General features: G+C 71.1%; 22 protein-coding genes. 7 read left to right on the top strand and 15 right to left on the bottom strand.

What is annotated here, in order from left to right; translation table 11 throughout:
- Nucleotides 1–107 precede the first annotated feature (107 nt).
- The 7 genes from AB0K37_RS18860 to AB0K37_RS18830 all read right to left on the bottom strand — a co-directional run bounded on the left by AB0K37_RS18860 (nucleotide 108) and on the right by AB0K37_RS18830 (nucleotide 8,836).
- Nucleotides 108–1,334: a Wadjet anti-phage system protein JetD domain-containing protein gene (locus AB0K37_RS18860; RefSeq protein ID WP_363982393.1), complete on the bottom strand. Its 1,227-nt coding sequence runs from the start codon at nucleotides 1,332–1,334 to the stop codon at nucleotides 108–110.
- Nucleotides 1,331–4,675, bottom strand: coding sequence for an SbcC/MukB-like Walker B domain-containing protein (locus AB0K37_RS18855; RefSeq protein WP_363982390.1), 3,345 nt, complete (start codon nucleotides 4,673–4,675; stop codon nucleotides 1,331–1,333). The genes AB0K37_RS18860 and AB0K37_RS18855 overlap by 4 nt, the downstream gene beginning before the upstream one ends.
- Nucleotides 4,672–5,343 carry a DUF4194 domain-containing protein gene (locus tag AB0K37_RS18850; RefSeq protein WP_363982387.1) on the bottom strand — a complete coding sequence of 224 codons (672 nt, stop codon included), beginning with the start codon at nucleotides 5,341–5,343 and terminating at the stop codon, nucleotides 4,672–4,674. Before AB0K37_RS18850 ends, AB0K37_RS18855 begins: the two co-directional genes overlap by 4 nt.
- Nucleotides 5,336–6,889 carry a DUF3375 domain-containing protein gene (locus AB0K37_RS18845; protein ID WP_363982384.1) on the bottom strand — a complete coding sequence of 518 codons (1,554 nt, stop codon included), beginning with the start codon at nucleotides 6,887–6,889 and terminating at the stop codon, nucleotides 5,336–5,338. Before AB0K37_RS18845 ends, AB0K37_RS18850 begins: the two co-directional genes overlap by 8 nt.
- A gap of 55 nt (nucleotides 6,890–6,944) precedes the next feature.
- The gene (locus AB0K37_RS18840; protein ID WP_363982381.1) at nucleotides 6,945–7,184 is read right to left on the bottom strand and encodes a hypothetical protein; all 240 of its coding nucleotides are present in this window, start codon (nucleotides 7,182–7,184) and stop codon (nucleotides 6,945–6,947) included.
- Nucleotides 7,185–7,259: 75 nt separating this feature from the next.
- Nucleotides 7,260–8,465, bottom strand: coding sequence for an NAD(P)/FAD-dependent oxidoreductase (locus AB0K37_RS18835; RefSeq protein ID WP_363982446.1), 1,206 nt, complete (start codon nucleotides 8,463–8,465; stop codon nucleotides 7,260–7,262).
- 191 nt (nucleotides 8,466–8,656) lie between these two features.
- Nucleotides 8,657–8,836 (bottom strand): hypothetical protein, encoded by a 180-nt coding sequence (locus AB0K37_RS18830; RefSeq protein ID WP_363982378.1) that lies wholly within the window; start codon nucleotides 8,834–8,836, stop codon nucleotides 8,657–8,659.
- 509 nt (nucleotides 8,837–9,345) lie between these two features.
- On the opposite strand from AB0K37_RS18830, the gene AB0K37_RS18825 reads away from it, so the two are divergent.
- Entirely contained in the window at nucleotides 9,346–9,978 is a 633-nt protein-coding gene (locus AB0K37_RS18825; protein ID WP_363982375.1) for a TetR/AcrR family transcriptional regulator, read from the top strand.
- 41 nt (nucleotides 9,979–10,019) lie between these two features.
- Nucleotides 10,020–10,928, top strand: a complete 909-nt coding sequence (locus AB0K37_RS18820; protein WP_363982372.1) for an alpha/beta hydrolase — start codon at nucleotides 10,020–10,022, stop codon at nucleotides 10,926–10,928.
- Between the two features lie 117 nt (nucleotides 10,929–11,045).
- Here AB0K37_RS18820 and AB0K37_RS18815 read toward each other — a convergent pair whose 3' ends face one another.
- From AB0K37_RS18815 to AB0K37_RS18795, 5 genes are all read right to left on the bottom strand, one after another.
- Nucleotides 11,046–11,249: a hypothetical protein gene (locus AB0K37_RS18815; RefSeq protein ID WP_363982369.1), complete on the bottom strand. Its 204-nt coding sequence runs from the start codon at nucleotides 11,247–11,249 to the stop codon at nucleotides 11,046–11,048.
- A gap of 348 nt (nucleotides 11,250–11,597) precedes the next feature.
- Nucleotides 11,598–12,389: a hypothetical protein gene (locus tag AB0K37_RS18810; protein ID WP_363982366.1), complete on the bottom strand. Its 792-nt coding sequence runs from the start codon at nucleotides 12,387–12,389 to the stop codon at nucleotides 11,598–11,600.
- A 200-nt stretch (nucleotides 12,390–12,589) separates the two neighbouring features.
- Nucleotides 12,590–13,342 carry a hypothetical protein gene (locus AB0K37_RS18805; RefSeq protein ID WP_363982364.1) on the bottom strand — a complete coding sequence of 251 codons (753 nt, stop codon included), beginning with the start codon at nucleotides 13,340–13,342 and terminating at the stop codon, nucleotides 12,590–12,592.
- A 56-nt stretch (nucleotides 13,343–13,398) separates the two neighbouring features.
- Complete coding sequence (locus tag AB0K37_RS18800) at nucleotides 13,399–13,857, bottom strand: hypothetical protein (protein WP_363982361.1); 459 nt, start codon at nucleotides 13,855–13,857, stop codon at nucleotides 13,399–13,401.
- A gap of 548 nt (nucleotides 13,858–14,405) precedes the next feature.
- Complete coding sequence (locus AB0K37_RS18795) at nucleotides 14,406–14,705, bottom strand: hypothetical protein (RefSeq protein WP_363982358.1); 300 nt, start codon at nucleotides 14,703–14,705, stop codon at nucleotides 14,406–14,408.
- A 232-nt stretch (nucleotides 14,706–14,937) separates the two neighbouring features.
- On the opposite strand from AB0K37_RS18795, the gene AB0K37_RS18790 reads away from it, so the two are divergent.
- The 4 genes from AB0K37_RS18790 to AB0K37_RS18775 all read left to right on the top strand — a co-directional run bounded on the left by AB0K37_RS18790 (nucleotide 14,938) and on the right by AB0K37_RS18775 (nucleotide 17,187).
- Complete coding sequence (locus AB0K37_RS18790) at nucleotides 14,938–15,189, top strand: DUF4873 domain-containing protein (RefSeq protein ID WP_363982355.1); 252 nt, start codon at nucleotides 14,938–14,940, stop codon at nucleotides 15,187–15,189.
- Between the two features lie 70 nt (nucleotides 15,190–15,259).
- The gene (locus AB0K37_RS18785; RefSeq protein WP_363982352.1) at nucleotides 15,260–15,448 is read left to right on the top strand and encodes a hypothetical protein; all 189 of its coding nucleotides are present in this window, start codon (nucleotides 15,260–15,262) and stop codon (nucleotides 15,446–15,448) included.
- A gap of 146 nt (nucleotides 15,449–15,594) precedes the next feature.
- Nucleotides 15,595–16,575, top strand: coding sequence for a helix-turn-helix domain-containing protein (locus AB0K37_RS18780; protein ID WP_363982350.1), 981 nt, complete (start codon nucleotides 15,595–15,597; stop codon nucleotides 16,573–16,575).
- 177 nt (nucleotides 16,576–16,752) lie between these two features.
- Nucleotides 16,753–17,187, top strand: a complete 435-nt coding sequence (locus tag AB0K37_RS18775) for a hypothetical protein (protein WP_363982347.1) — start codon at nucleotides 16,753–16,755, stop codon at nucleotides 17,185–17,187.
- Nucleotides 17,188–17,241: 54 nt separating this feature from the next.
- Here the strand turns inward: AB0K37_RS18775 and AB0K37_RS18770 are convergent, their stop codons facing one another.
- The 3 genes from AB0K37_RS18770 to AB0K37_RS18760 all read right to left on the bottom strand — a co-directional run bounded on the left by AB0K37_RS18770 (nucleotide 17,242) and on the right by AB0K37_RS18760 (nucleotide 19,738).
- The gene (locus AB0K37_RS18770) at nucleotides 17,242–18,237 is read right to left on the bottom strand and encodes an RNA polymerase subunit sigma-70 (RefSeq protein WP_363982345.1); all 996 of its coding nucleotides are present in this window, start codon (nucleotides 18,235–18,237) and stop codon (nucleotides 17,242–17,244) included.
- Nucleotides 18,238–18,338: 101 nt separating this feature from the next.
- Entirely contained in the window at nucleotides 18,339–18,680 is a 342-nt protein-coding gene (locus AB0K37_RS18765) for an EthD family reductase (protein WP_363982342.1), read from the bottom strand.
- 65 nt (nucleotides 18,681–18,745) lie between these two features.
- Nucleotides 18,746–19,738 (bottom strand): zinc-binding dehydrogenase, encoded by a 993-nt coding sequence (locus AB0K37_RS18760; RefSeq protein ID WP_363982339.1) that lies wholly within the window; start codon nucleotides 19,736–19,738, stop codon nucleotides 18,746–18,748.
- A gap of 199 nt (nucleotides 19,739–19,937) precedes the next feature.
- Here AB0K37_RS18760 and AB0K37_RS18755 point away from each other — a divergent pair.
- Nucleotides 19,938–21,339 (top strand): serine/threonine-protein kinase (locus AB0K37_RS18755; protein ID WP_363982336.1); only part of this gene is annotated, 1,402 nt, incomplete at its 3' end.

The following is a 21,339-nucleotide window of genomic DNA, read 5'->3' as shown; positions in this document are numbered from 1 at the left end:
GCTCACACTCAACGAGTGCTCCGAACAAGGGCCCGGCGTCAGCCGGGCCCTGCTCACTTGGACTGCCCGCCCGCAGACGCGGCCGAGGTGAGATGGTCGTGGCCTTCTTACGGAGGAGATGTCGTGGCGACGTCCAGCAGCCGGGTCGCCGCGTGGGCGAGGGGAATCATCTCCTGTTCGATCCGGCGGAACGGGGTGGGGCCTGCGGTCGCCACGGTGTCGTAGGCGGTCGCCTCGGCTTCGGTGAGGTGCGGCAGGATCGCCGGGGACGTCTTGATGGGACGACCGGCCTTGTCATGGTTCACCCCGTGCTGGGCGTAGCGGTGCAGGTCGGTGGCGTCCATGAGGATCGAGGTGACCGGTTTCGGTGGCGCGCCGTCCGGTGCGGGCTCGGACAGTGCGGCACGGAACCGGTCGAGGATCGCGTATCCGTCCGCGTCGATGTCTCCCCAGTAGACGATGTGCTCCGCAGTTCGGAGCCAGGGGACGTTCGCAAGGAGGGCCGCGGCCGCCTTGCCGCCGCCCTCGACCACGATGGTGTCCCGCACCGGCGGGAACCAGAGCCGGGAGTCGCGGTTCTCGACGACGAGAACGATCCGCGGCCGGTAAGCGATGTCGTGTGTGTCGCCGGTGGTCCATGCGTCATGTCTGCGGCGGCCCGACGCGACGTGACCCGGGTCGACGTAGGTCAGGTGCAGCACTGCCGGCCGGGGCCGGACCTCGTCCCGGACGTCGCGTCCGGCGACGTCGCGCAGCAATGCGCCATGGGTGTCGAGCCACTTGGTGTGCATGCCGGGGACGGGGAGTTGCCGTGCGGTCCATGCGCCCGCGTCCGGGTTCCGGCGCAACCAGGTCACTGCGCTGAGAAGCACCTCTGTGTCATCGGCTCCGAGCTGGTAAGCGGCCCGGACGGTGGCCGGGGTGAGGACCGCGCCGGTGGACCGCAGCGACGACGCGAGCGCACGAGCGCGGTCGACCTCCACGGGCGGCGGTCCGGATTCGGAGACCAGGGCGACGGCGGCGTCCAGGCCCGCGACGAGCATGGCGGGGTAGTCGTCCGTCACGCCTTGGACGGACACCGGCTTGCGGACGATCAGCACGCCCGTGCGGTGCCGGTCGGCGAACTCGCGCCAGCCCACGTGCCACTCGTGCCAGGCGGCGTGCCCGATCCGTGCCACCGCGCTGCCGGTCGACACGCCGGGGCGGAGCGGGACGGAGAACGTGACCGGGTCTCCGACGCCGAGGTCGGCGCACACGGCTGCCGCCCACTTCTGGTGGACCTTGCGGCGGAGCGACTCGACCGCGTCGGCCGGGGCGACCAGTCGGGGAGTCATGCGTCGGGCACCGCCACGATGGGTTTCGCCCATGACCGCCCCTCAGCGTTCTTGAGGGTGAGGTATTCGGCGTCCACGTGGGGCTCGATCGCGCTGTGCTTGTCGTTGGGGGCGCTGATGACGAGCTGGAAGCCGAGCCCGCGCCACGCGCCGATGGCCCGGCCGGTGAAGTGCGCGTCCGCCTTGATCAGCGCCTCGTCGAGGAAGACGGGGGCGTAGCGGGGGCGTTCGGCGCCCGCGTCGCCCAGCTGGTAGCGCAGCGCGGCGCCGACGATGAACGCGACCAGCTCCTGGGACTCGCCGCCGGACTTCTCCCCGATGTGGTCGTAGACCGCGACGTGCTCGCCGGCGAGGTCGATCTTCTCCGCGCTGATCCGGACGTGGTTGCGCACGTCGACCAGGTCGGCGAACTCGGGCGCGGTGCGGCGGATGCGGTCGATCACCTTGGCCATGCGGTGGTAGGCGCGTTCCCGGTCGGCGTCCGAGGCCGCCTTGTCGATGACGGCGCGCACGTCGCGCAGCTCCTTGCGGAACCGGGCGCGCACCGCGGAGTGGCTTTCCTGCGGGTCGATGCGCAGCCGGTGGGCGTCGTCGGCGAACGGCAGTTCGGCGAGGATCCGGTTGACCGGGTCGATCCGGTCGCGGATCTCCCGGACGGCGGCGGCGAGCTCGCTGTCCAGGCTCGTCAGGTCATTGCCGGAGAGCTTGAGCAGACTGTCGCGCCACTCGGTCTCCAGTTCGTGCAGGCCGCTGGTCTCCAGATCGGTGAGCAGGCGGTCGAAGTCGCGGTAGGAGTCCTCCGGTTCGGTGCCGAGGTTCGGGTTCGGCCAGCGTTCGACGAACGTCGAGAACGTGTCCCGCAGCGCCTTGCGCGACCGTTCGATCTCCTCCTCCGACGACGTGCGGTCGGCGCGCATCCGTTCCGAGCCGCGACGGTGCGCGGCGTCGAACTCCTTCAGCGCGGCCGCCGGGTCGGCGCCGTCGGGGACGGCGTCGAACAGCCCCGTGAGGTACTCCCGGTGCTCCGCGCTCACCTCGGTGCCGGTCGCCGCGGCGGTGTCGAGCGCCTTCTGGGCTCCGTCCACCTCGTCAACGATCGACTCCCAGTTCCTCTCGAGCTCGTGCAGCTCCCGCTTCTGCCCGCCGACGCGCTCGGTCAGGTCCTTGATCTCCTGCTTGAGGTCCTCCGCCTCCCGCTGCAGCCGGTCGATCTCCGGGTTTCCCTCGCGGACCTCGGCGATGACCTGCTTCCAGCGTTCCCGTTCGGCGGCGACCGACTCGACGTCCACCTGCTCCCAGGACAGTTCGGTCACCGCCTGGTAGGCGGTGCGCCGCTCCTCGAACGAGTTGAGGGTCCGCTCCGCCTCCGCCTCCCGCGCGACGGCGTCGTCGCGGCGCTCCCGGGCGTGCCCGATCCGGGTGTCGAGGTCGGCGAGCAGCCTGGTGTTGCTGAACCCCAGCAGGTTGGCCCGGCCGTGGCCGCCGTGCGCGCCCCGGCTGCCCTGCGACATCTGGCCGGTGATCGTGAGCGCCTTCGAGTGCTGCATCAGCAGCTTGGGCGTCTCGACGCAGACGAAGTCGAAGCCGCGGACGAGTTCGCTCTTGAGCCAGGCGGTGAACGGCGACGGCCGGTAGTCGAGCCGGCCGGGGAGCGTCCTGTCGTTCAGTCCGATCTCGTCGTGCATGCCGGTGCGGACGCCTTCGAACTGGATGCGCCGGGGAAGCTTCACCGCGTTGATCGCCTCGCGGAACGCGTTCAGCCGGCCGATGTCGATCAGCATCCGGGTGGCGAAACCGCCGAGCGCCAGGTTGAACGCCTCCCGCCACGGTTCGAACTCCGTGCGCACCTCGATCAGCTCGCCGACGAACGGCAGGTCGTCCGGGGTGAGCCCGGCGGCGTCGGCCAGCCGGTCGCGGGCGGTGTGCAGGTCGGTGGGGATGTTGCCGCGGCGGGCTTCGGCCGCCGCGCGCTCGCCGCGCAGACCGGCCAGTTCGCGTTCGGCGGCCGCGGCCTCCCCCGCCGCCTTCGCGAACTCGTTCTGGGCGGTCTTCCTGGCCTGCGAGTCCGCCAGCGCCCGGCGCGCCGTGTCGACCAGAGCGGCGAAGTCCTCGCCGGTCGACACGGTGGCGCCGATGGTGGCCAGGGCCCGGTCCAGCCGGTCCCGTCCGCGTTCGACGTCGGCCAGCCGCCGCTCCACATTGCGGACCTCCCGGAGCGCGGTCTCCAGCCGGTCGCCGCCGGAGGCGCGCAGGGTGTCCAGCAGCGCGTCCCGCCGGGACTCCGCCACGCCGATCGCCGCGGCCGTCTCCGCCACCTCCTGCTCGGCCCGCCGGCGCCGCCCGGTCAGGTCCTGCTCGGCCGCGCGCAGCAGGTCCAGCCGGCGTTCGTGCCACCACAGCGCCGCGGGGGACGCCGGGTCGGTGAACGATCCGACGGCCTCGATCACCCGCAGCCGCGCCGCCGCGCCGTCGATGGCCCTCCGGTGGTCGCGGATGGGGGCCAGCGCCCGCACCTGCCGCCGGGCGATGATCATCCGTTCGCGGGTGCCGGACAGCTCGTCGAACTGCTGCACCACCTCGTCCGCCGTGGCCAGGGTGGCCGGCTCCTCCAGGACCATCGTCTTGTACAGCGCGTCGACGGTGGTGATCTGCTGGCCGGCCTGGATCCGGCCGAGCAGCCCGACCGCCTTGTGCCCGTCCCCGGCGGCGCCGATGCCGAGCGAGGTGTGCAGCCGGGCGGTGAAGTCCCGGTCGGTGCCGAAGCACGTCAGGCCCGTCGCGGCGACCGCGTCGCGGGCGAACCTGCTGCCCGCCGGGCCGTCCAGCTCGCGCAGGTCGTAGACGTCGTCGCGGACGGCGCGGACCACGACGACGTCGTCGAGGGCGCGCGCGGACGACGGCACGTACCAGGCCCGGAGCGCGGTGAACACCGCACCGCTCCGGTCCGCCCAGGTCATCGCGATCGCCGTCCAGGTGTCGCGGCCGTCCCCGCGCAGCACCCGCACCTTCGTCCCGCCGTCCGTCCGCGATTCGTCGAGCTTCCCGCGCGCGTAGGAGAGGATGTTGCGCTGGTCCTTGCCGCGCGGCCGGCCGACCACCCCGCCGTTGGACGCCCCGTTGAACGGCGTGGTGTGCGGCATCAGCAACGCGATGTAGGAGTCCATCAGCGTCGACTTGCCCGACCCGGAACCGCCGCTGAACAGGGTCGCGCCCGGGGCGAACCGGATGCGGTGGTACCCGTCGTAGCCGCCCCAGTTGACCAGCTGCAGGTCCCTCGCCACCCACTGCTGCCCGCGCGATGCCGCCGGGATCAGGCCGAACAGCGTGTCGATCATGCTCATGGCGCGGCCTCGTTCTGCTCCCGTAGCCACTGGCTCAGTTCGGTGAGCTTCTCGGTGCTCAGCACGACCTCGACCAGCGGCGTGATGCGGTACCGGCCCGCGGACTCCTCCGCGAGCAGCCCGTCCTTGGCCAGCCGCTCCACCGCGTTGCGGATCTCGCGCTGGCCGCGGGCGAGGTTGTGGTCGTCCGGGTCGAAGTAGGTGAGCACGGTCTGCTCCAGCTCCTCGATGTCGACCCGCGCGGACGTCTCGCCGGTCCCGCGTTCCCGCTGGAAGACGGTCCGCAGATGGACCAGGACCAGGGTCTCGGCCCGGCTGTAGGGGTCGTCCTTCAGCAGGATCGGGACGTCCAGCTCCGCCGAGCGCACCTGCTGCTTGTAGGCGATGCCCCGGTCGTGATCGACCACGAGCCGGACGAACAGGTCGTGCAACCGCGACTCGATGAGCTGCTGGTTCTCCAGCAGCGTGCGCCACTGCGCCGAGTTCTTCTCGGCCAGCAGGAACCTGCGCTGCAGCAGCCGTACCAGCACCCGCCGCACGTCCACGTCCAGCGTGCCCGTGTCTCCGGCGAACAGTTCGGACGGGTCGTCCTCCATCGCCACCGGGTCGATGAAGCCGGCCGCCGCGCCGGTCGACCAGTCGTCCTCCGCGCCGTTCGGTTCACTCATCGCCGCTCCCCGCCCCCTCGTCGTCGGCGGCGCCGGACCCGTCCGCGGCACGGGACGTCGCCGGGCTCGCCGGGTTCGCCGCCAGCACTCCGCCGAACGCGAGACGCCGCCGGGTCTGGTCCGGCCGGACCGCGTCGACCACCACGACCTCGTCCGTGTCGGTCATTCCGAGGCCATGGGCGATCTCCAGCAGGCCGAGCAGATCCACCGGCCGCCGCATCCGCTCGGCCGCCGCGCGGAACGCGGCCGCGACGTCGACGCCGTCCGCGTCCCCCGCGTCCCCCGCGAACGCCGCCAGATGCGCGCGCAGTTCGGCGTACTGGGGACCGCCCCATGCCCGGGTGTCCGCGTCCGGCACGTCCTCCACCTCGTCCCATTCCCGCAGCGGCGTGGGCGGCTGGGGCGGACGCAGGTCGCTCAGCGTCTGGCGCAGCTGCCTCACGTCGGCCACCGGCAGGCGGCGCAGCGGAGCGACGACCGCGCCGCGGCGCGACCTCGGCACCCAGGTGTGGAACCCCGACATCACGTCCCGCAGCAGCTCGTCCACCTGGCGGTCGCGCATCGGATCATGGTCGCGCACCTGGGTGGTGATGACGTGCGACGCCTGCCGCTGCGCGGCCAGCACCTCCTTGACGCCCTGCTCGATCCGGCGTGCGATCTCGGCGAGTTCCCGCCGCTGCGGCTCCGGCATCAGCTCGGTGAACCCGTGCCGCAACACGGTGCGCAGGAGGTTCCACAGGTCGTCGATCTGCGCCGGGTCGCCGATCAGGCGCATCGCCCCGGCGAACGCGCGGCCCTCCGGTGTCGTGTCCATGATCTGCCGGCCGCGCTCCAGGTACTCGCGCAGCACCTCCCCGGTCGGCCGCGCGTCCTGCCGCAGGTCGGCGACGACGTCCCGCTGCATGGCCTTGATCGACTCGGCGACGCGGGCGAAGTCGGCGGGCAACTCCCGTGCCAGATGCAGCACGTTCTCGGCCGCCTCGAGCAACTGGTCGTCGCCGACGGTGTCGATGGCGCCGCCCCGTTCGAGCCGTTCGAGTTCCCTCTGGCGCTGATCGATCTCCGTCTGGAGGCGCGCCATCCGGGCCATCACGTCCGGGTCCGCATCCTGCGCGAGCCGCTCGACCGCCTCCAGCAGCGTCCGGACCCGGGACTCCGACACCCTGGTGCGCGCCCCGCCGACCCGGCCGGCCACCTCCAGCGCGCCGACCCCATGTGCGGACAGCCGGTACACCTCGATGTCGTCGGAGACCTGCCGCACCAGCCAGCCCGCGTGCACCCACTGCCTGCACAGGTCACGGGCGTTTCCCGCGGGCAGGGGCTGGTCGCCCTCCTCGCCGTAGCCCGCCGCCCGCAACCGTTCGAGGGCATCGGCGAGCTCCGCATGGGCATCCGCCACCGCCACCGCCGGCCGCTCCGGCGTGAACATCATCGCAAGCACCGTCACCACGAACGGCGCATAGGTCCGGTGGAGCAGATCGAGCATCGGGTTCTGAAACGCCCGAAGGGCACCCTGATATGCGCCCTCCACCCCTCGTGTTCCCATCGCCCACCAGAATACGACCTGCGACTCCTACGCCACGCATCCGAAACCAGGGCCCTCACTGCACCTGCGCACCCGGTGGGACAGTTCGCCACGGCGCCGCCTCCACACACATCAACGCGGCGAGCAAAGGGAACGGCGATGCCGCTACCAGGCGGCCGATCACGTCGCGGGTGCGGAGTCGTTCAATGCAGTCGCAGATCAACCCGATGTCTTCGGGAATCGAGCCTCCAATCGACCCGGCGCCTTCAATATGCTCGCCACGAATTCTGCGGCAGACCCGCGCAATACCCGGCACCGTGCATCCTCAGAAGCGTTTCCAGCGCCCGCTCGCGTGGTGGACCCGCCCGGGGCCGCCCTGCCGGTCGGCGGCTCAGCCGGGCAGGTCGGCCAGGACGGCTTCGGCGGCGCGGCGGCCGGACACCAGGGCACCCTGGATGGATCCGGTGTCGCGGTGGTCGCCGCAGACGTAGCGTCCCCTGCGTATCCGCACCGGGCGGCGCAGCCGCAGTGGCGAAGGCATCGCCGGAAGAGCGCCCTTGACCGGATAAGTGGCGATCAGCTGCCACGCGGCGGTGTCGCCGTAGATCTCGTCCAGCCGGCCGCGCACGCGCGACTCGTCGGCGTCGATCCCGAGCACGGAGGTCGCGATGAGCGCGCGGCCGTCGGCGGAGTACTCGGGCGCCGCGTCGGTGAGGACGAGGGAGTCGGTGATGATCCCCTCGGCGTCCAGGATCTGCAGGGGCTCCTTCAGCGGGGACTTCGGCGCCGCGTGGTAGAAGGTGGTGACGTCCCGCATGACGGGCGCCTCGATCTCGGGGACGAGGGCGGCGGCCCCGACGGGGTCGGTCGCCACGATGACGGCATCGGCCTCGATGGTCCCCCCGTCGGAGGTCTGCACCCCCTCACCGGTGACCGCTCGCACGGCGGTCTCCAGTGACAGCGCTCCGTCCGGCAGCCGCGCCGCGAGTTGCTCCGCCATCCGTCCCATCCCGAGGGCGGGGACGCCGATGGTGCCGCGTGCGAACGACCGCCAGATCAGGTGGAAGAAGCGGCTTGAGGTCTCCAGCTCCCGTTCCAGCAGCACTCCGGCCAGAAACGGGCGCAGCAGCTTTTCGGTCATCTGCTCGGAGATGCCCCAGTGGCGAAGCTCCGCGGCCGTGTCGCGTTCGGCTTCGCGCAGGATCCGGGGGACTGGAAACGTCAGGTCGCGGGCGGTCATCGCGGCCAGCGCGGCCTTGTCGCGGACGGAGCCGATATCGGCAAGGGCGCCGCTCAGCGCATGCCGGGGGTGCTTCCACGGGAGCATCACGCGCTCACACCGTCCCTGATGGAACACGAGCAGACCGGAAGCGAACGGCCTCAGGTCCAGGGCCGGGATGTCCAGGACACGCCTCGCCTCGGGATAGGCGGTGTTGAAGACCTGGAACCCCCGGTCAAGACGGAACCCGTCGACGATGTCGGTCCGCGTCCGGCCTCCGACCCCGTCGGACGCCTCCAACACCCGCACAGCCATCCCGGCCTCATGCAGCCTCACCGCACACGCCAGCCCGGCCAGGCCGGCGCCGACGATGACCACGGCACCAGACACTTGACCCTCGCTTTCCGTAACGGCCCCCGAATGAGCGGTCTGACTTCACGGTCCTCCTGCCCATCCTGGGGACCCTTATCCGGTCGTCCCTCCCGCTCAAGGGGCCCTCGCCTACTGACCCTTTCCCTCCCCAGGATCACTACCCCGCCCGGCCGGGCCCGCGCCCCCAGGGGCGGGGTCTACCAGGCGATCAGGCCCAGGTCGGTGCGGTGCATGTCGGGGAGACGGTGGAAGCGGCCGTCGTCCATGCGGAAGACGGCCCGGTCGTGGCGCGAGCTGACGAGGAGGTGCCTGCCGGTCGCGTCGAGGGAGGTCCGGAAATCCACCGGTGCGGTGGGCGTGATCTGCTGGTCCGTCATGCGGGCGAGCTCGCGGACGGCCGCCTTGCGGGACCCGCCCCCGGGGGGCCGGCGTCAGCTCCACGATCGCGACGGATTTGAACGTCCCGTTGTCGCCGTCGTCCTCCTTGACGGCCGTGACGGTCCGCCCGTCCGGGGAGGGCCGGAATGACGACAGGTCGCCGACGCTCCTCAGCGCGGCGCGGGTATGGGTGAGGTCTGTGCCGGCCGTGCGGGTGTCGAGTTCGCGCAGGCCAGCCCCGCGATGTTGCGTCCCTCGGCCCCTGTTCTCGATCGGGCGCGGGCCGTGTGAGGACGTCCAGATCATTCGCGCCGGTGGAACCGCTGGCCCTGCACCTGAGGCCAGGGACGGGATTGTTGTGCAGATGCACCCATCACGCCCCGAAGGCCCTGAACGGGACCGCCATCGAACCCGAACCGCGCGCTCCCCCAGATCAACTGCCGCCAGGACTGTTAATGCAAAGAACTTCGCGTTACCTTGTGACGTGACCCACAGAGAGGGGCGCCGCATGGATGCGAAGCCGCGCGCGGCGGGGGCCGTGCGGCCCGGCGGCCGAACGGCGCGCACCCGTGCGGCGGTGCTGGCCGCGGCCCGGGAGGAACTGGAGGCCGGCGGGTACGCCGGACTCACCCTGGAGAAGGTGGCCGAGCGTTCGGGCGTGCACCTGGCCACCCTGTACCGGCGATGGCGGACGGTCGAGGGACTCGTCGTCGACCTGCTGGGCGAACTGGGCAAGACCGAGATCCCGATACCCGACACCGGCTCGCTGAAGGACGACCTCCGAGCGCTCGCCCTGGAGATCGCCGCCTTGTACAGGCAGCCCAGGGCCCGGGCGCTCGTCGAGGGCGTCGTGGCCGCCGCCGTCCGGTCCCCCGAGGCCTCCGCCGCCTGGGCCACGGTGATCGCCGAGCGCAACCGCCTCGCGTCCCGGATCGTCGAACGGGCCGTGGGGCGCGGCGAGCTGCCGCCGGGGACCGACGGCATCGCGATCATCAGCGCCGTCGGCGCCCCCCTCTACTACCGCCTGCTCGTCGCCCGCGGACCGGTCGGCGACGACATCGCCGAGAGCGCCGCCGCGGCCGCGCACGCCGCCGCCCTCAGCGGCGTCTTCACCCCGGGTGACTCCCCCGGCCCTCCATAGGCCGCGGCGTACACCCGCCACACCAACGAAAGGACCCGCAAATGCGCCAGGACATCGAGTTCGTCTCGGCGGGGACGACCCTCCGCGGATGGCTCTACACCCCCGAGGGCTCCTCTGGCCCGCACCCTGCCGTGGTCGTCACCCACGGACTCGGGGCCGTCAAGGAGCAGTACACCGACGACATCGCCGAAGCGCTCGCCGCGGCCGGGCTGGCGGTCGTCCTCTACGACCACGTCTCGTTCGGCGCGAGCGACGGCGAGCCGCGCCAGGAGGTCGACCCCTGGACACAGATCCAGGGATACCGGGACGCCATCACCTTCCTGTGCACGCGTCCCGAGGTGGACGCCGAGCGCATCGGGGTGTTCGGGTCGAGCTTCTCAGGCGGGCACGTGCTCGTCGTCGGGGCCATAGACCGGCGGGTCAAGGCCGTCTACTCGCAGGTGCCGGTCATCAGCGGCGGGACGACCCTGTCGCGGTTCATCCCCAGCGAGGCGCTCGCCGAGGTGCGCAGGAGCTTCGACGCCGACCGGCTCGCCCGGTTCAACGGCGAGGCGCCGGCGATGATCCCCCTCGTCACCGCGACTCCCGGGGAGCCCGCCGCGATGGCCGACCGGGAAACCTACGAGTGGTACCAGACGATCGAGCCGGAGCGCCTGGCGACGTGGCGTAACGAGGTCACGCTCCGGTCGGTGGAGGCGATCGCCGGCTACGAGCCGGGCGACTACATCGCCCGCATCTCCCCTACGCCGCTCATGCTCGTGGTCGCCCAGCACGACATCCTCACTCACAGCGACCTGGCCTTCGCCGCCTACGAGCGGGCCCTGCACCCCAAGCAGCTCGTCACCCTGCCCGGCGGCCATTTCGTCGTCTACAACCAGGAGTTCAAGAACACGCTCGCCCTCATGACCGAGTTCTTCCTCCAGCATCTCGCCCCGCAGACGACCGCCTGACCTCAGGGCTCCTCGTCCCACCTCCGCCCGCCGGGGGGAGCCAGTGGGGCGCTGGTCAAGTGAGCAGCCCGCTGTCGATCAGCGCTGGGCAGCGGGCTGACGGTGTCTTTCCGGCTTTCATCCTAGGCGGCGGCGCAGGAACTCCTTGCCTTGTTCGGCGCCCTTGCGACTCTCCGTCTGGGCGCGGCGGAACAGGTCCGCCAGCTCACGGTCGCCGCCACGCTCGGCGTCGGCGATGTAGGTCTCCAGCCGCAACGCGTTGCTCAGGCATTGCTCGACGAACCAGACCAGGTTGTAGTCCTTGTCCTTGGTGCCTGTCACCTCTCCGGTCTCTTGGTCGTGTGCCGTGGTCATGGGTACTCACCGCCTTCTAACTCGGCTGTATGTGCGAGCCCCTACCCGTCCAACGGCACCCCCATTCTCACCCCCCCGGGACCTGCCCGGAGGGCCATGACCCACGCACCGACCTGGCCTTCCACGCTGGGTGGTGGGAGTGAGACGGCCAGGCCGCCGGTGTGCGGCGGCCTGGCTGTGCGGGCTCCACCAGCAGCCGCGCCCGGCGTCGTCCAGATCAACGAATCTGACTGAGATCTGCGGACGCCGTACTACCGGTCGCTGTGGGGCTGGCGGACATGTCGTCGGCGATGGGTCGCGGGGCGACGGGACGTCTCAGCGCCAGGACTGCGCTGAGGTGTCGGGACCGAACTGGGAGCGGCCTTCGTTGGGTTCGACCTGGGCGATGAAGTTTGCCTGTTCGCAGCCTGTGAAGGCGTACAGCAGCCGGGTTTCGCGGGTGAGGTTGACCGCCGACTTGGCGGGGCTGATGGTGCCGCAGGTGTCGGTGCCCGAGGGGCGGGGGCGGACGACGATCTGGCCCTGGAAGTCCTGCTGGGGCCAGAAGCACATGCCTTCGCGGACCTGGAGCTGGTCCAGTGCCTTGCGGCAGGCGGTCACGGCGGGCTGGGTGCGGGCCAGGATGGTGACGGTGATGGTGCGGGTCTGGTCACCGAAGGTGATGGAGCCTTCGAAGGTGCCGCCTTGTTGGGGGGCGTCGTCGGTGGCTTGCAGGGTCACTTCGATGGCGTCGGTGAAGGTCCAGCTCACGGTGAAGTCACCGGTGGCGGACCTGCCGTCAGGGGCGATTTTGACCGGGCACTGGTGGCCCTGGGTGCAGTGCAGGTCCAGGGCCGTGATGCGGGTGTAGGGGGGCGCGGTGACGCTCACCTGCTGGGGCGGGTAGTTCTTCTGGTCCGGTGGCCAGGAGAAGGTCTTGGGCGGGCCGCCGACCTCCAGTGTCAGGTCGGCGTCCTGGTGGCGGGCGGCGGGCTGCGCCGCGGCCGCGCCGGCGGCGGGGCCGGTGCTGGGGTCGGTGGTGGCGTTGGCGGTGGCGGGCAGGCAGGTCAGCATGATCGCGGCTGATGCCAGTGCCGTGATGAGGCCGGGGAGCTTTCTGCCGGACATGGTGCTCCTTTGCAGGGCGCCGGAAAAGGGGCGCCGGGAGATGGCGGGATCGGAGACGGGGCGAGGTGAGGGAGCTGAACCGGGCGGCACAGCACCCGATCAGCACCTGGGCCAGGGCGGGTTCGGCCCCGGGTGCGGGCCCGAACGGAAGCCAGGAGGCAGGTGATGCCGCGGCGAGGCGCGGCCCCTCGCGGCCCCGGTCAGGTGCCCTGGCGCTCCAGCAGCCAGGTGAATCCACTGGTGTCGCTGGCGGTGAGCAGCCGCACCCGGGCGTGGGCGGTGTTGAGGTACGCCGGGATCAGGCCGCGACTGGCGTAACTCACCGGTTTGACCACGTAGCCGTCGGGGGTGTCCTCGGAGGCGACCAGGAACCACTGCTGCCCGGCCGTGGGCGGGTTGCTGCAGTTCTGGATGATGATGTCGTAGTGGTCGGTGCGGGGGATGTTGTTGTTGGGTTGCAGGCACTGGCCCGGCGCGCCGATGTTCTCGATCTTGTACGCGGAACGTGTGACGCCGCTGCTGGTGTCCTTGCGGTCGGTGACCTTGGTGATCTTCCAGTGCTGCGCGGTGGGCTTGGACGGCCAGTTCTGGATGGTGTCGACGACCGTTCCGGGTTCTTGGCCGCCGCCCCACGGCAGCAGGGCGCCGTTGGTGACGCTGTTGCGGATGATGTAGGTGCCGCGCGGGACGGGCTGCTCGGCCGGCGGGTTGGCCGGGTTGGGGTCGGCTGGTTTGGGGTCGGCGGGGTCGGGTTTGGCGGGGTTGGGGTCATCGACCGGCGGATTGGCCGGCGCTGCGGGGGCTGCGGGGACCGGCGGGTTGGGGGCGGCTGCCGCCATGGCCGGCGCTGCCGCGGCGGCCAGAAGCGCGCCGGGCAGCAGGGCCGCCACGGCCAGGCGAGAGGCCAGGCGAGAGGCCGGGCGGGCGGCGGGCTTGGTCAGATTGGACTTCATCGCTTTTCTCCTTCGAGGTCGAAGCTGCTGACGGTGCCGGGGATACCGGGGGCAGGTCAGCGCCAGGACCGGGCGTTGGTGTCGGGGCCGAACTGGGAGCGTGCCTCGTTCGGTTCGACCTGGGCGATGAAGTTGGCCGGGTTGCAGCCGTAGAAGGCGTACAGCAGCCGGGTCTCGCGGGTGAGGTTGACCGCCGACTTGACGGGGTCGACGCTGCCGCAGGTGTCGGTGCCGGACGGGCGGGCGTATACCGACATGTCGCCGCTGAAGCCCTGGCCGCTCCAGAAGCACACGCCCTCCCGGACCTCGAGGTCGTCCAGCGCCTTCCGGCAGACGGCCACGGCCGCCTCATTGACGGGAGGGTTGCCCGGCGCCGCTTCCGCAGCCGGGCCTTCGGAAGGGGGCGCGGGGTGAGGGGCCGCCGTGGCGGCCATGGAGGCCGCGCCGGAGGCGGCGACCAGACTCAGCGCGCTCAGGCCGGTGAGCACGACCTTGGGCAGCAGATTACTTCTCACGGGGGATTCTCCTTCTTGGCTTGAGGTGAACGGCCTTTGGCGGAGCAGGGTCGGGCGGGGGGATGCGCCGACCTGCTGCCGTTTCCTCGCATCGCCACCATAGTGACTTAGAGTTATCTCTCGCCACTTTCCGTAACGTCAGCGGAGTGGACTGACAAGTTAGAGCGACGTGCCTGATCAGTTCGAGGACGCGAGGCCGTCCATCTACGCCCTCACCGAGCACCTGCTGCGAATCGGCGAGCTCAGAGAGCACGCATCGATGATCCGGCCCGCATGACCTCGGCCCGACGGCTTGTGCAAACGACGCAGGGGGTCGGGTCGACCAGGTGGATGGTGAGCCGCACCAGGCGGGACGGAGGCGGAGCAGCCCAGTTCAGCTCGTCTGACGCCGCTTCTTCCATTCGGCGACGACGGCCTCGACATGTTTGCGGATGTCGTCACTGCGGTCCGCGCTGCCGTTGACCTCACGGCACGCCTGGCCGTACTCGTCCCACAGGACATCGTCGGCGAGACGGAACCTGCGCTGCGGGTTGCCCGATGTAGGGATGTCAGCCGCCCAGCTTCACGACCAGCGAGCGCAGGTGCTGTGTCGCGGCGTTCTCCCGGCCGCGCTTCACCCACGCTGCGATGTGTTCGCTGACCAGCTCGGCGAGGCTCGCACGCTCGTCATCGCTGAACTCGACCGTGGTCGTGGTGCTGGTCCGGCAGTCGTAAGCCCTGAAGAGGATGTCTCCGACCGCCTGCTCGGCCGCGGGCGGCTTGCGGTTGCGCTGAGCATGCCACCCGGCGCTGCTGTTGACGACGCCCCAGCCATGCAGGGCTTCGTAGTTGGTGAGTTCGAGCCTCATGGGCCGATGCCTCTCGCTGAAAGGGTGTGGCCACACCCTGCTCCTCACCCTACGCGGGTATGTCCGCAGAACCGGCCGGACGACACGCCCGACGCCGACGGGCGGGCCAGGCGATGGCGGGCGGCACGACCTTGCCTGCGGGGGGGGAAGGAAGCGGCGCGGCCTGGGAACGTCCGACGTCCGCACTATGGTGCGTCTTCATGAGCACACTCCACGATGAGAAGGCCCGGGCGTGAGCCGGTACCGGGGGTCCGCCACCCTGATCGACAGCGGGGGAACCGAGGTCGAGGTGTACGTCGATCTGCGCGCCAAGCAGCGGGAGTGGTCCGGGACCGCGACCATCGCCGACTTCGATGCCGGCGCCCCTCACGACCAGACGCTGAGACTGCCCGACGGCCGCGAGGCACAGGTCACGCTCGGCGGTTCGCAAGCCTGGTCCGACGTCATCACGCTGGTCGGAAACGGTCCGCCGCCCTTCGCCTGAGCGGACCGTTCCGTAGGCCACCCGCTGACCAGGGACGCGGCGGCGGAGGGAGACGTCCCCGTCGTGGGTGATGCCCACGACCGCCGTGCAGCGCCATCCTCGACGCCTTTCGCGCCGGTCCTCGCCGAACGGCTACTGGCCCGCGGGCTACGACACGCGGCGCTGGTCCGGACGGGGAAGCGGGCAGGTGTGCGCCGAGGGCTGGTCCCGCTACGGCGGGGCGTGGCATTCGGTGGGCCTGCCCTGCGTGACCATCTGACCCCCGCGGCCGGCGCGTTTCGCGGCGGCTCACCATGCCGTCGCCGCGGGGCGCCTCGGACGTCGTCGCGCCGGCGGTTGCGCCGGTGAGGGCGCGCGGGTGATGCTGCTGGTCCGACCCCGCAGCGTCAACAGCTTTGGTGACTCATGGACGTGGTCAGCTTCGCCGCCATTCCAGCGAAAGATCGGTTCGCTTTCTGGCGCGAGATGAGCTCGAAGATGTGGATGCCGCTTGATGCGCACAGCGAGCCGCATCTGGAAGACACGTTTCAGGCCCATGTCGCTCTGGGCGGGCTCGGCTCCGTGCAGGCGACCTTATTAAGTGCGAAGTCGCTGACGATCCAGCGAACGTCCAGGCTCATCCGCCAGTCCGACCCGGAGACCTTTTTCGTGACCTGCGTCGTGCGTGGTCACGCCGCAGGAGATCAAGCCGGTCGGGATGCGGAACTGCGTGCCGGGGATCTGATGCTCCGTGACAGCTCGCGTCCCTACCTGACCAGGTTCGGATCGACGGACCCTGCGGGCGGCCAACTGCTCTCGTTGCAATTCCCGCGGTCGGTGCTGCCCCTGCCCGAGCGGGGCCTGCGGGAGCTCAGCGGGGTCCGGATCCGGGGCGATCAGGGTGTCGGCGCGCTGGCTTCGCAGTACCTGCTGGAGTTGGCCCGGCGCCTTGAGCAGTTCAGTGCGGCCGAGGCCCTGCGAGTGTCCACCCTGACTCTGGACGTCCTGACCGCGGCGCTGGCCAGCGCGCTGGACGCCGACAGCGAGGTACCGCCGGGCAGCCGACGGCGCGCGCTGCTCGCCCAGATCCATGCCTTCATCCAAGCGAACCTGGGCGATGCGCACCTGACCCCGAGGGCGATCGCCGCCGCCCACCACATCTCGTTGAGCTACCTGCACCAGTTGTTCCGGGCCGAAGAGCACACCGTCGCGGGCTGGATCCGCGAACGCCGCCTGGAACAGTGCCGACGTGATCTGAGCGACCCGCTCCTCACCGCCACGTCGATCGGCGCCATCGCGGCCCGCTGGGGTTTCACCAGCCCGGCCCACTTCAGCCAGGCTTTCCGCTCCGCCTATGGCCTGTCACCCCGCCAGTTCCGCCGAACGGCCGTGACCGGTTCCTCGTAGGGCCCAGGCGGCGATGACGTTCGGGTTCGGTGGGGCGAGATCCTGCCTTCACGGCCATGTGGTCCGGCGGCAGTGTGCGCTGACTAAAGAAGTGTGCACCCGGCCGTAAGGACATGATCCTCTGCGTCCCGCACCCTCGATCACAGAGAACCCGACACGTTCCAGAAAGGCAGGACGATGAAGTACGGGAAGAGGCCGACGGTGCTGGTCCTGGGTGTGGCCGCCACGCTCCCTCTGAGCGTCACCGCGAACGCCGCACCCGCCAGCTCACCCTCCAGCGCCAGAGCGTGCTCGCCTGGGACCAGCTACATCAGCAACCAGGGCGACATCGGCCTCGGAGTGATGTTCGACTGGCGGGGCTACGGAAGAATCTACGCCGCAGGCTATTACGACAAAGTTCTGCCGGTCGGCCAGCGTACGGACTGCGCCAGCGGCTTCGGCTGGCCCTACGCCGACGGCTACTACGTCGCCTCCGGGTACTGCGCCGAGATCAGGACCACCGACTCCAGCGGCAGATGGAAGTACTACAGCACCGTCCAGGCCGGGCAGTCGTGGCGCCCCGACCTCGGCCGGTCGTACGAGAGGTGGGAGGTCAACCAGTTCCGCTGCTGAGACGGAACGTGCCGGGCACGGGCCGGACGTGGTGCCGCGCCGGCGGCCGACGGGTCAGTCCGCGAGCACGTCCGGGAAGCCGAACGCCGCGACCAGCCCGGGATCATGGAACTTGACCACGCGGGTGACGCCGGTGGCGGCGGGGGCCAGCACCACGACGCCGTCGGCGCGGTGCGCGCCGTCCGCGTCCCGGTGGTACACGACGGCGGCGGGCTGGCCGTTGGCCGCGGTGGCGATCATCCGCCAGTCGCCCGGTGTGCCCAGCACGTACGCGTCGAGCATGTGGACGCACATCGCCCGGCCCGCCTGCCACTCGCGGAACGGCGTCGCCTCAAGCGCGGCGTCCGCGCGCAGCACCTGTTCCAGCAGGCCGGCGTCGGAGCGCTCGAAGGCCGCGATGTAGCCGTCGAGAAGCGCGCGCGCCCGTTGGTCGGTCGGTTCGAGCAGTTCCTCGGGCTTCGGCTCCAGTTCGTCCAACCGGGCACGGGCGCGCTGCAGCCCGCTCTTGACCGCCGCCGTGGTGGTGTCGAGGATCTCCGCGGTCTCGGCGGCCGAGAACGCCAGCACCTCACGCAGGATGAGGATCGCACGCTGGCGAGCGGGCAGGTGCTGCAGGCTGGCGATGAGCGCCAGCCGCAGCGACTCGCGTTCGACCGCCACCGCCGCCGGATCGTCGGCGGGCGGGGCGATCCATGCGTCGGGCAGCGGTTCCAGCCATGAGACCTCGCCCGGCGCGACGGGGCTCGGCGGGCGGTCGGGCCGGTCCTGCGGGCCCGCCAGACCCGAGGGCAGCACCCGGATCGGGCGCGGCTTCATCGCCGTCAGGCAGACGTTGGTGGCGATCTTGTAGAGCCAGGACCGGATCGACGCCCGGCCCTCGAACCCCGAGTAGGACCGCCACGCCCGCAGGTAGCTCTCCTGCACCAGGTCTTCGGCATCGTGCGCCGACCCGACCATGCGGTAGCAGTGCGCCAGCAACTCCCGGCGGAACCGCTCGGTCTCGGCGGTGAACCGCTCTCGACTCGGTGTCGCCCGCACCTCCGACGTCACGCCACGAGCCTACTCACGAGGCGCTCCGGGCCTGGTCCGCGCGCCGGCGTCGTCAGGCCCCGCCACGGCGGGCCCCCTCCCCGCAGGGGCGGGGCACGCGATCAGACCTCATCGAGTTGCAGGATCATGCCCCGGAACGTCGCGTAGCGGGCCAGGTTCGTCCCGGCGTCCTCGGCGGTGCGCCGACCGATCTCGGACCCGAGCGCTGCTTCCAGCGCATCCATGTCGTCCCAGTCCAGCATCACGACCATGTAGCACGGCTCGCCGATCACGGCTGCCGGCTCATGGCTGCGCGTGAAACGGCGCAGGCCCGGATACTGCTTCGCCAACGGGATGTGGACATCGTTGTAGTGGCGTTCGAACGCGTCGACATCAGAGGGGACGTCGTACATCACGACGAATCGCGCCATCTGGTTGGCTGCCGGGTCCACGGTTGCGGGCATCTGTTCCAACTCCTGTCAGGGGAACGCCGGTGTGCGGCGTCACCGGCCGGGTTCTGAAGCGTTCTTCAGGGCAGCAGGGCCAGCTTCCCGACGGTGGCCCTGGCCTCCAGTTCCGCCAGAGCCTTCGGGCCGTCGGCCAGTTCGTACGCGGTGGGCAGGCTGGGGGTGAGCACGCCGTCCGCGATCAGCGCCAACAACTCGCCCATCACCTCGCCGAAGATCTGCGGAGCGGCCTGGATCAGCGCGCCGATGTTGAGCCCGATGATCTGGACCTGGTGCTCGTACACGAGCTCCCAGTTGGTGATCGCGGCCTCGCCGCCCGCCATGCCGAAGACGACGACCCTGCCGGTGACCCGCCTCGCCGCGGCAAGGCCGGCGGCGAACGTGGCGCCGCCGGCCGACTCCAGGACCACATCGGCGCCGGCGCCGCCGGTCAGCTCCATCACCTCGGCGGCGAGGTCTCCGTCGAGCGAGTCCAGGACGTGGTCGGCTCCGAGGGCCCGCACTGTCTCGTGCTTGCCCGGCGAGGCGGTGGCGATGACCGTCGCACCGTAGTGCTTGGCCATCCTCACCGCGGCCTGGCCGGTCCCGCCCGCCGCGGCGTGGATCAGCACGACCTGCCCGGCGGCGACACCGCCCAGAGGCTTGAGCGCGGCGAGCGCGGTGGGCCAGTTCACGACCAGCCCCAGCGCCTGCTGCTCCGTCCAGCCCGGGGGCACCGGCACCGCCCCGGCCGCGGGCAGGACCATGTACTCGGCGAACGCGCCGTTTCCGACGCCGACGACGCGGGCCCCCGGCTGCGGGCCGGCCACCGCCTCGCCGACCGCGACGACCTCGCCGGCGGCCTCGAAACCCGCCACGTACGGGGGCCGCGGGCCGTCTCCGAACGTTCCGTGCGCCTTCGAGACGTCGGCGAAGTTGACCCCGGCGGCGGTGACGCGGATCAGGACCTCGCCCTGGCCGGGGCTCGGCACCGGCGCGTCGGTGATCAGACGCATGTCCTGCGGGCCGTTGAGGGAGGTCTGCTGCAGCGCACGCATGGTCGCGGGAACGCTCATCGGCGATCGGCCTTTCCTTCTCGGTGTGCGTGAGGGAGACCGACCGGCCCGCCGCGCGGGCCGCGCCTCCCACCATGTAGACCTCGCGTCCCGCCGAAAGGAATCGCCTCTCCGTGACGATCGGGTGCGTACGATCGCTGGTCATGCCGGGAGTTGCTTCCGGATGTTTCAGCAAACATCAGTGTTTGTTTGACAGGGCGTGCGGCTGTTGGGCTACGGTCCTGGCGTGGCTGAGGACCTCGGGCGAATGTTGCTGGGTCGGTACCGGCTCATGGATCCGCTGGGACGCGGCGGTATGGGCACCGTCTGGCGTGCGCATGACGAGCGGCTCGGCCGCCAGGTCGCGGTCAAGGAACTGCGGCTGCCCGAAGGCCTGAACGCCGAGGAGCGCGGCGCGTGGACGGCGCGGGTCGATCGGGAGGCGCGGGCGGCGGCCCGGCTCCGGCATCCGGGCATCGTCACCGTCCACGACCTGGTCACGACCGATGACGGGCAACCCTGGATCGTCATGGAACTGGTGCCCGGTCCGTCGTTGGCCGATCTGCTCGCCGAGCACGGCCCTCTTCCCCCGGACCGCGCCGCCGCGCTCGGCCTCGGGGTTCTGGACGCGTTGCGCGCGGCCCACCAGGCGGGCATCGTCCATCGCGACATCAAGCCCGCCAACGTGCTGCTGGAGGGTGACCGGGTCGTCCTGACCGACTTCGGTATCGCCGCCGTCGAGGGCGACGCGACCCTGACGCGTTCGGGCGCACTCCTGGGGACCCCCGCGTACATGTCCCCCGAGCAGGTCCGCGGCCTGCCCGCCGGCGCGGAGTCGGACCTGTGGTCGCTAGGGGCGACGTTGCACACCGCGGTGGAGGGCCGTCCGCCTTTTGCGGGCACCAGTCCCGGGGCCGTTCTCGTCGCCGTCGCGACCGAAGAGCCCGCTCCCGCGCCGAACGCCGGTCCCCTCGCGCCTGTTCTCCACGGCCTGATGCGCAAGAGCCCGGCCGAACGCATGACGCTTGACCAAGCGCAGCGGACGCTGAACTCGCTCGCGCCCCCGCCGCCGGGACAAGCCCCCTGGCAGCCGCAGGCGGGTGAACCGGCGGCGCGCGTGCCGCGCCGGAGCGGACGCAACGGCCGCTGGCCGGGGTTCGTCATCGCAGGCGCGGCGGCACTGTTGATGGTCACGGTGCTCCTGCCCTGGCAGACGGTGACCGTCTCCATGGCGGAACTCCCCCGCAGGATGACGACCACCTCCGCCGGACTCGATCTGGTCTTGGGCCGGGTGACTCTGCTGTGCGCGGCGGCGGCCGCCGTGCTGGGCGTGCTCGGCGGCGTCCGGTCCAAGGGCCGGCTCGCGGCGACCGCGGCGGCGCCGGCGCTGGCCGGCCTGCTCATGCTGGCCACCGCAGCCGTCCTGCCCATGATCAGGAAGCCGACGATCCCGGAAGCGAGAACGCTGCCCGCACCACTGGCCCAGATGGTGAACGGCCACACCGAGGCATCCGTGGAATTCGGGTGGTACCTCGCGGTGCCCCTGACACTGCTGATCATCGGCCTGAGCATCGTCTCTCTCGCGCTCGCACTGGAGACGGCGCGGCGGGAGCGGGCAGTGC

The sequence above is a fragment of the Actinomadura sp. NPDC049753 genome (assembly GCF_040674655.1).
Lineage (GTDB): Bacteria > Actinomycetota > Actinomycetes > Streptosporangiales > Streptosporangiaceae > Spirillospora > Spirillospora verrucosospora.
This window is presented reverse-complemented; position numbering and strand designations above follow the sequence as displayed.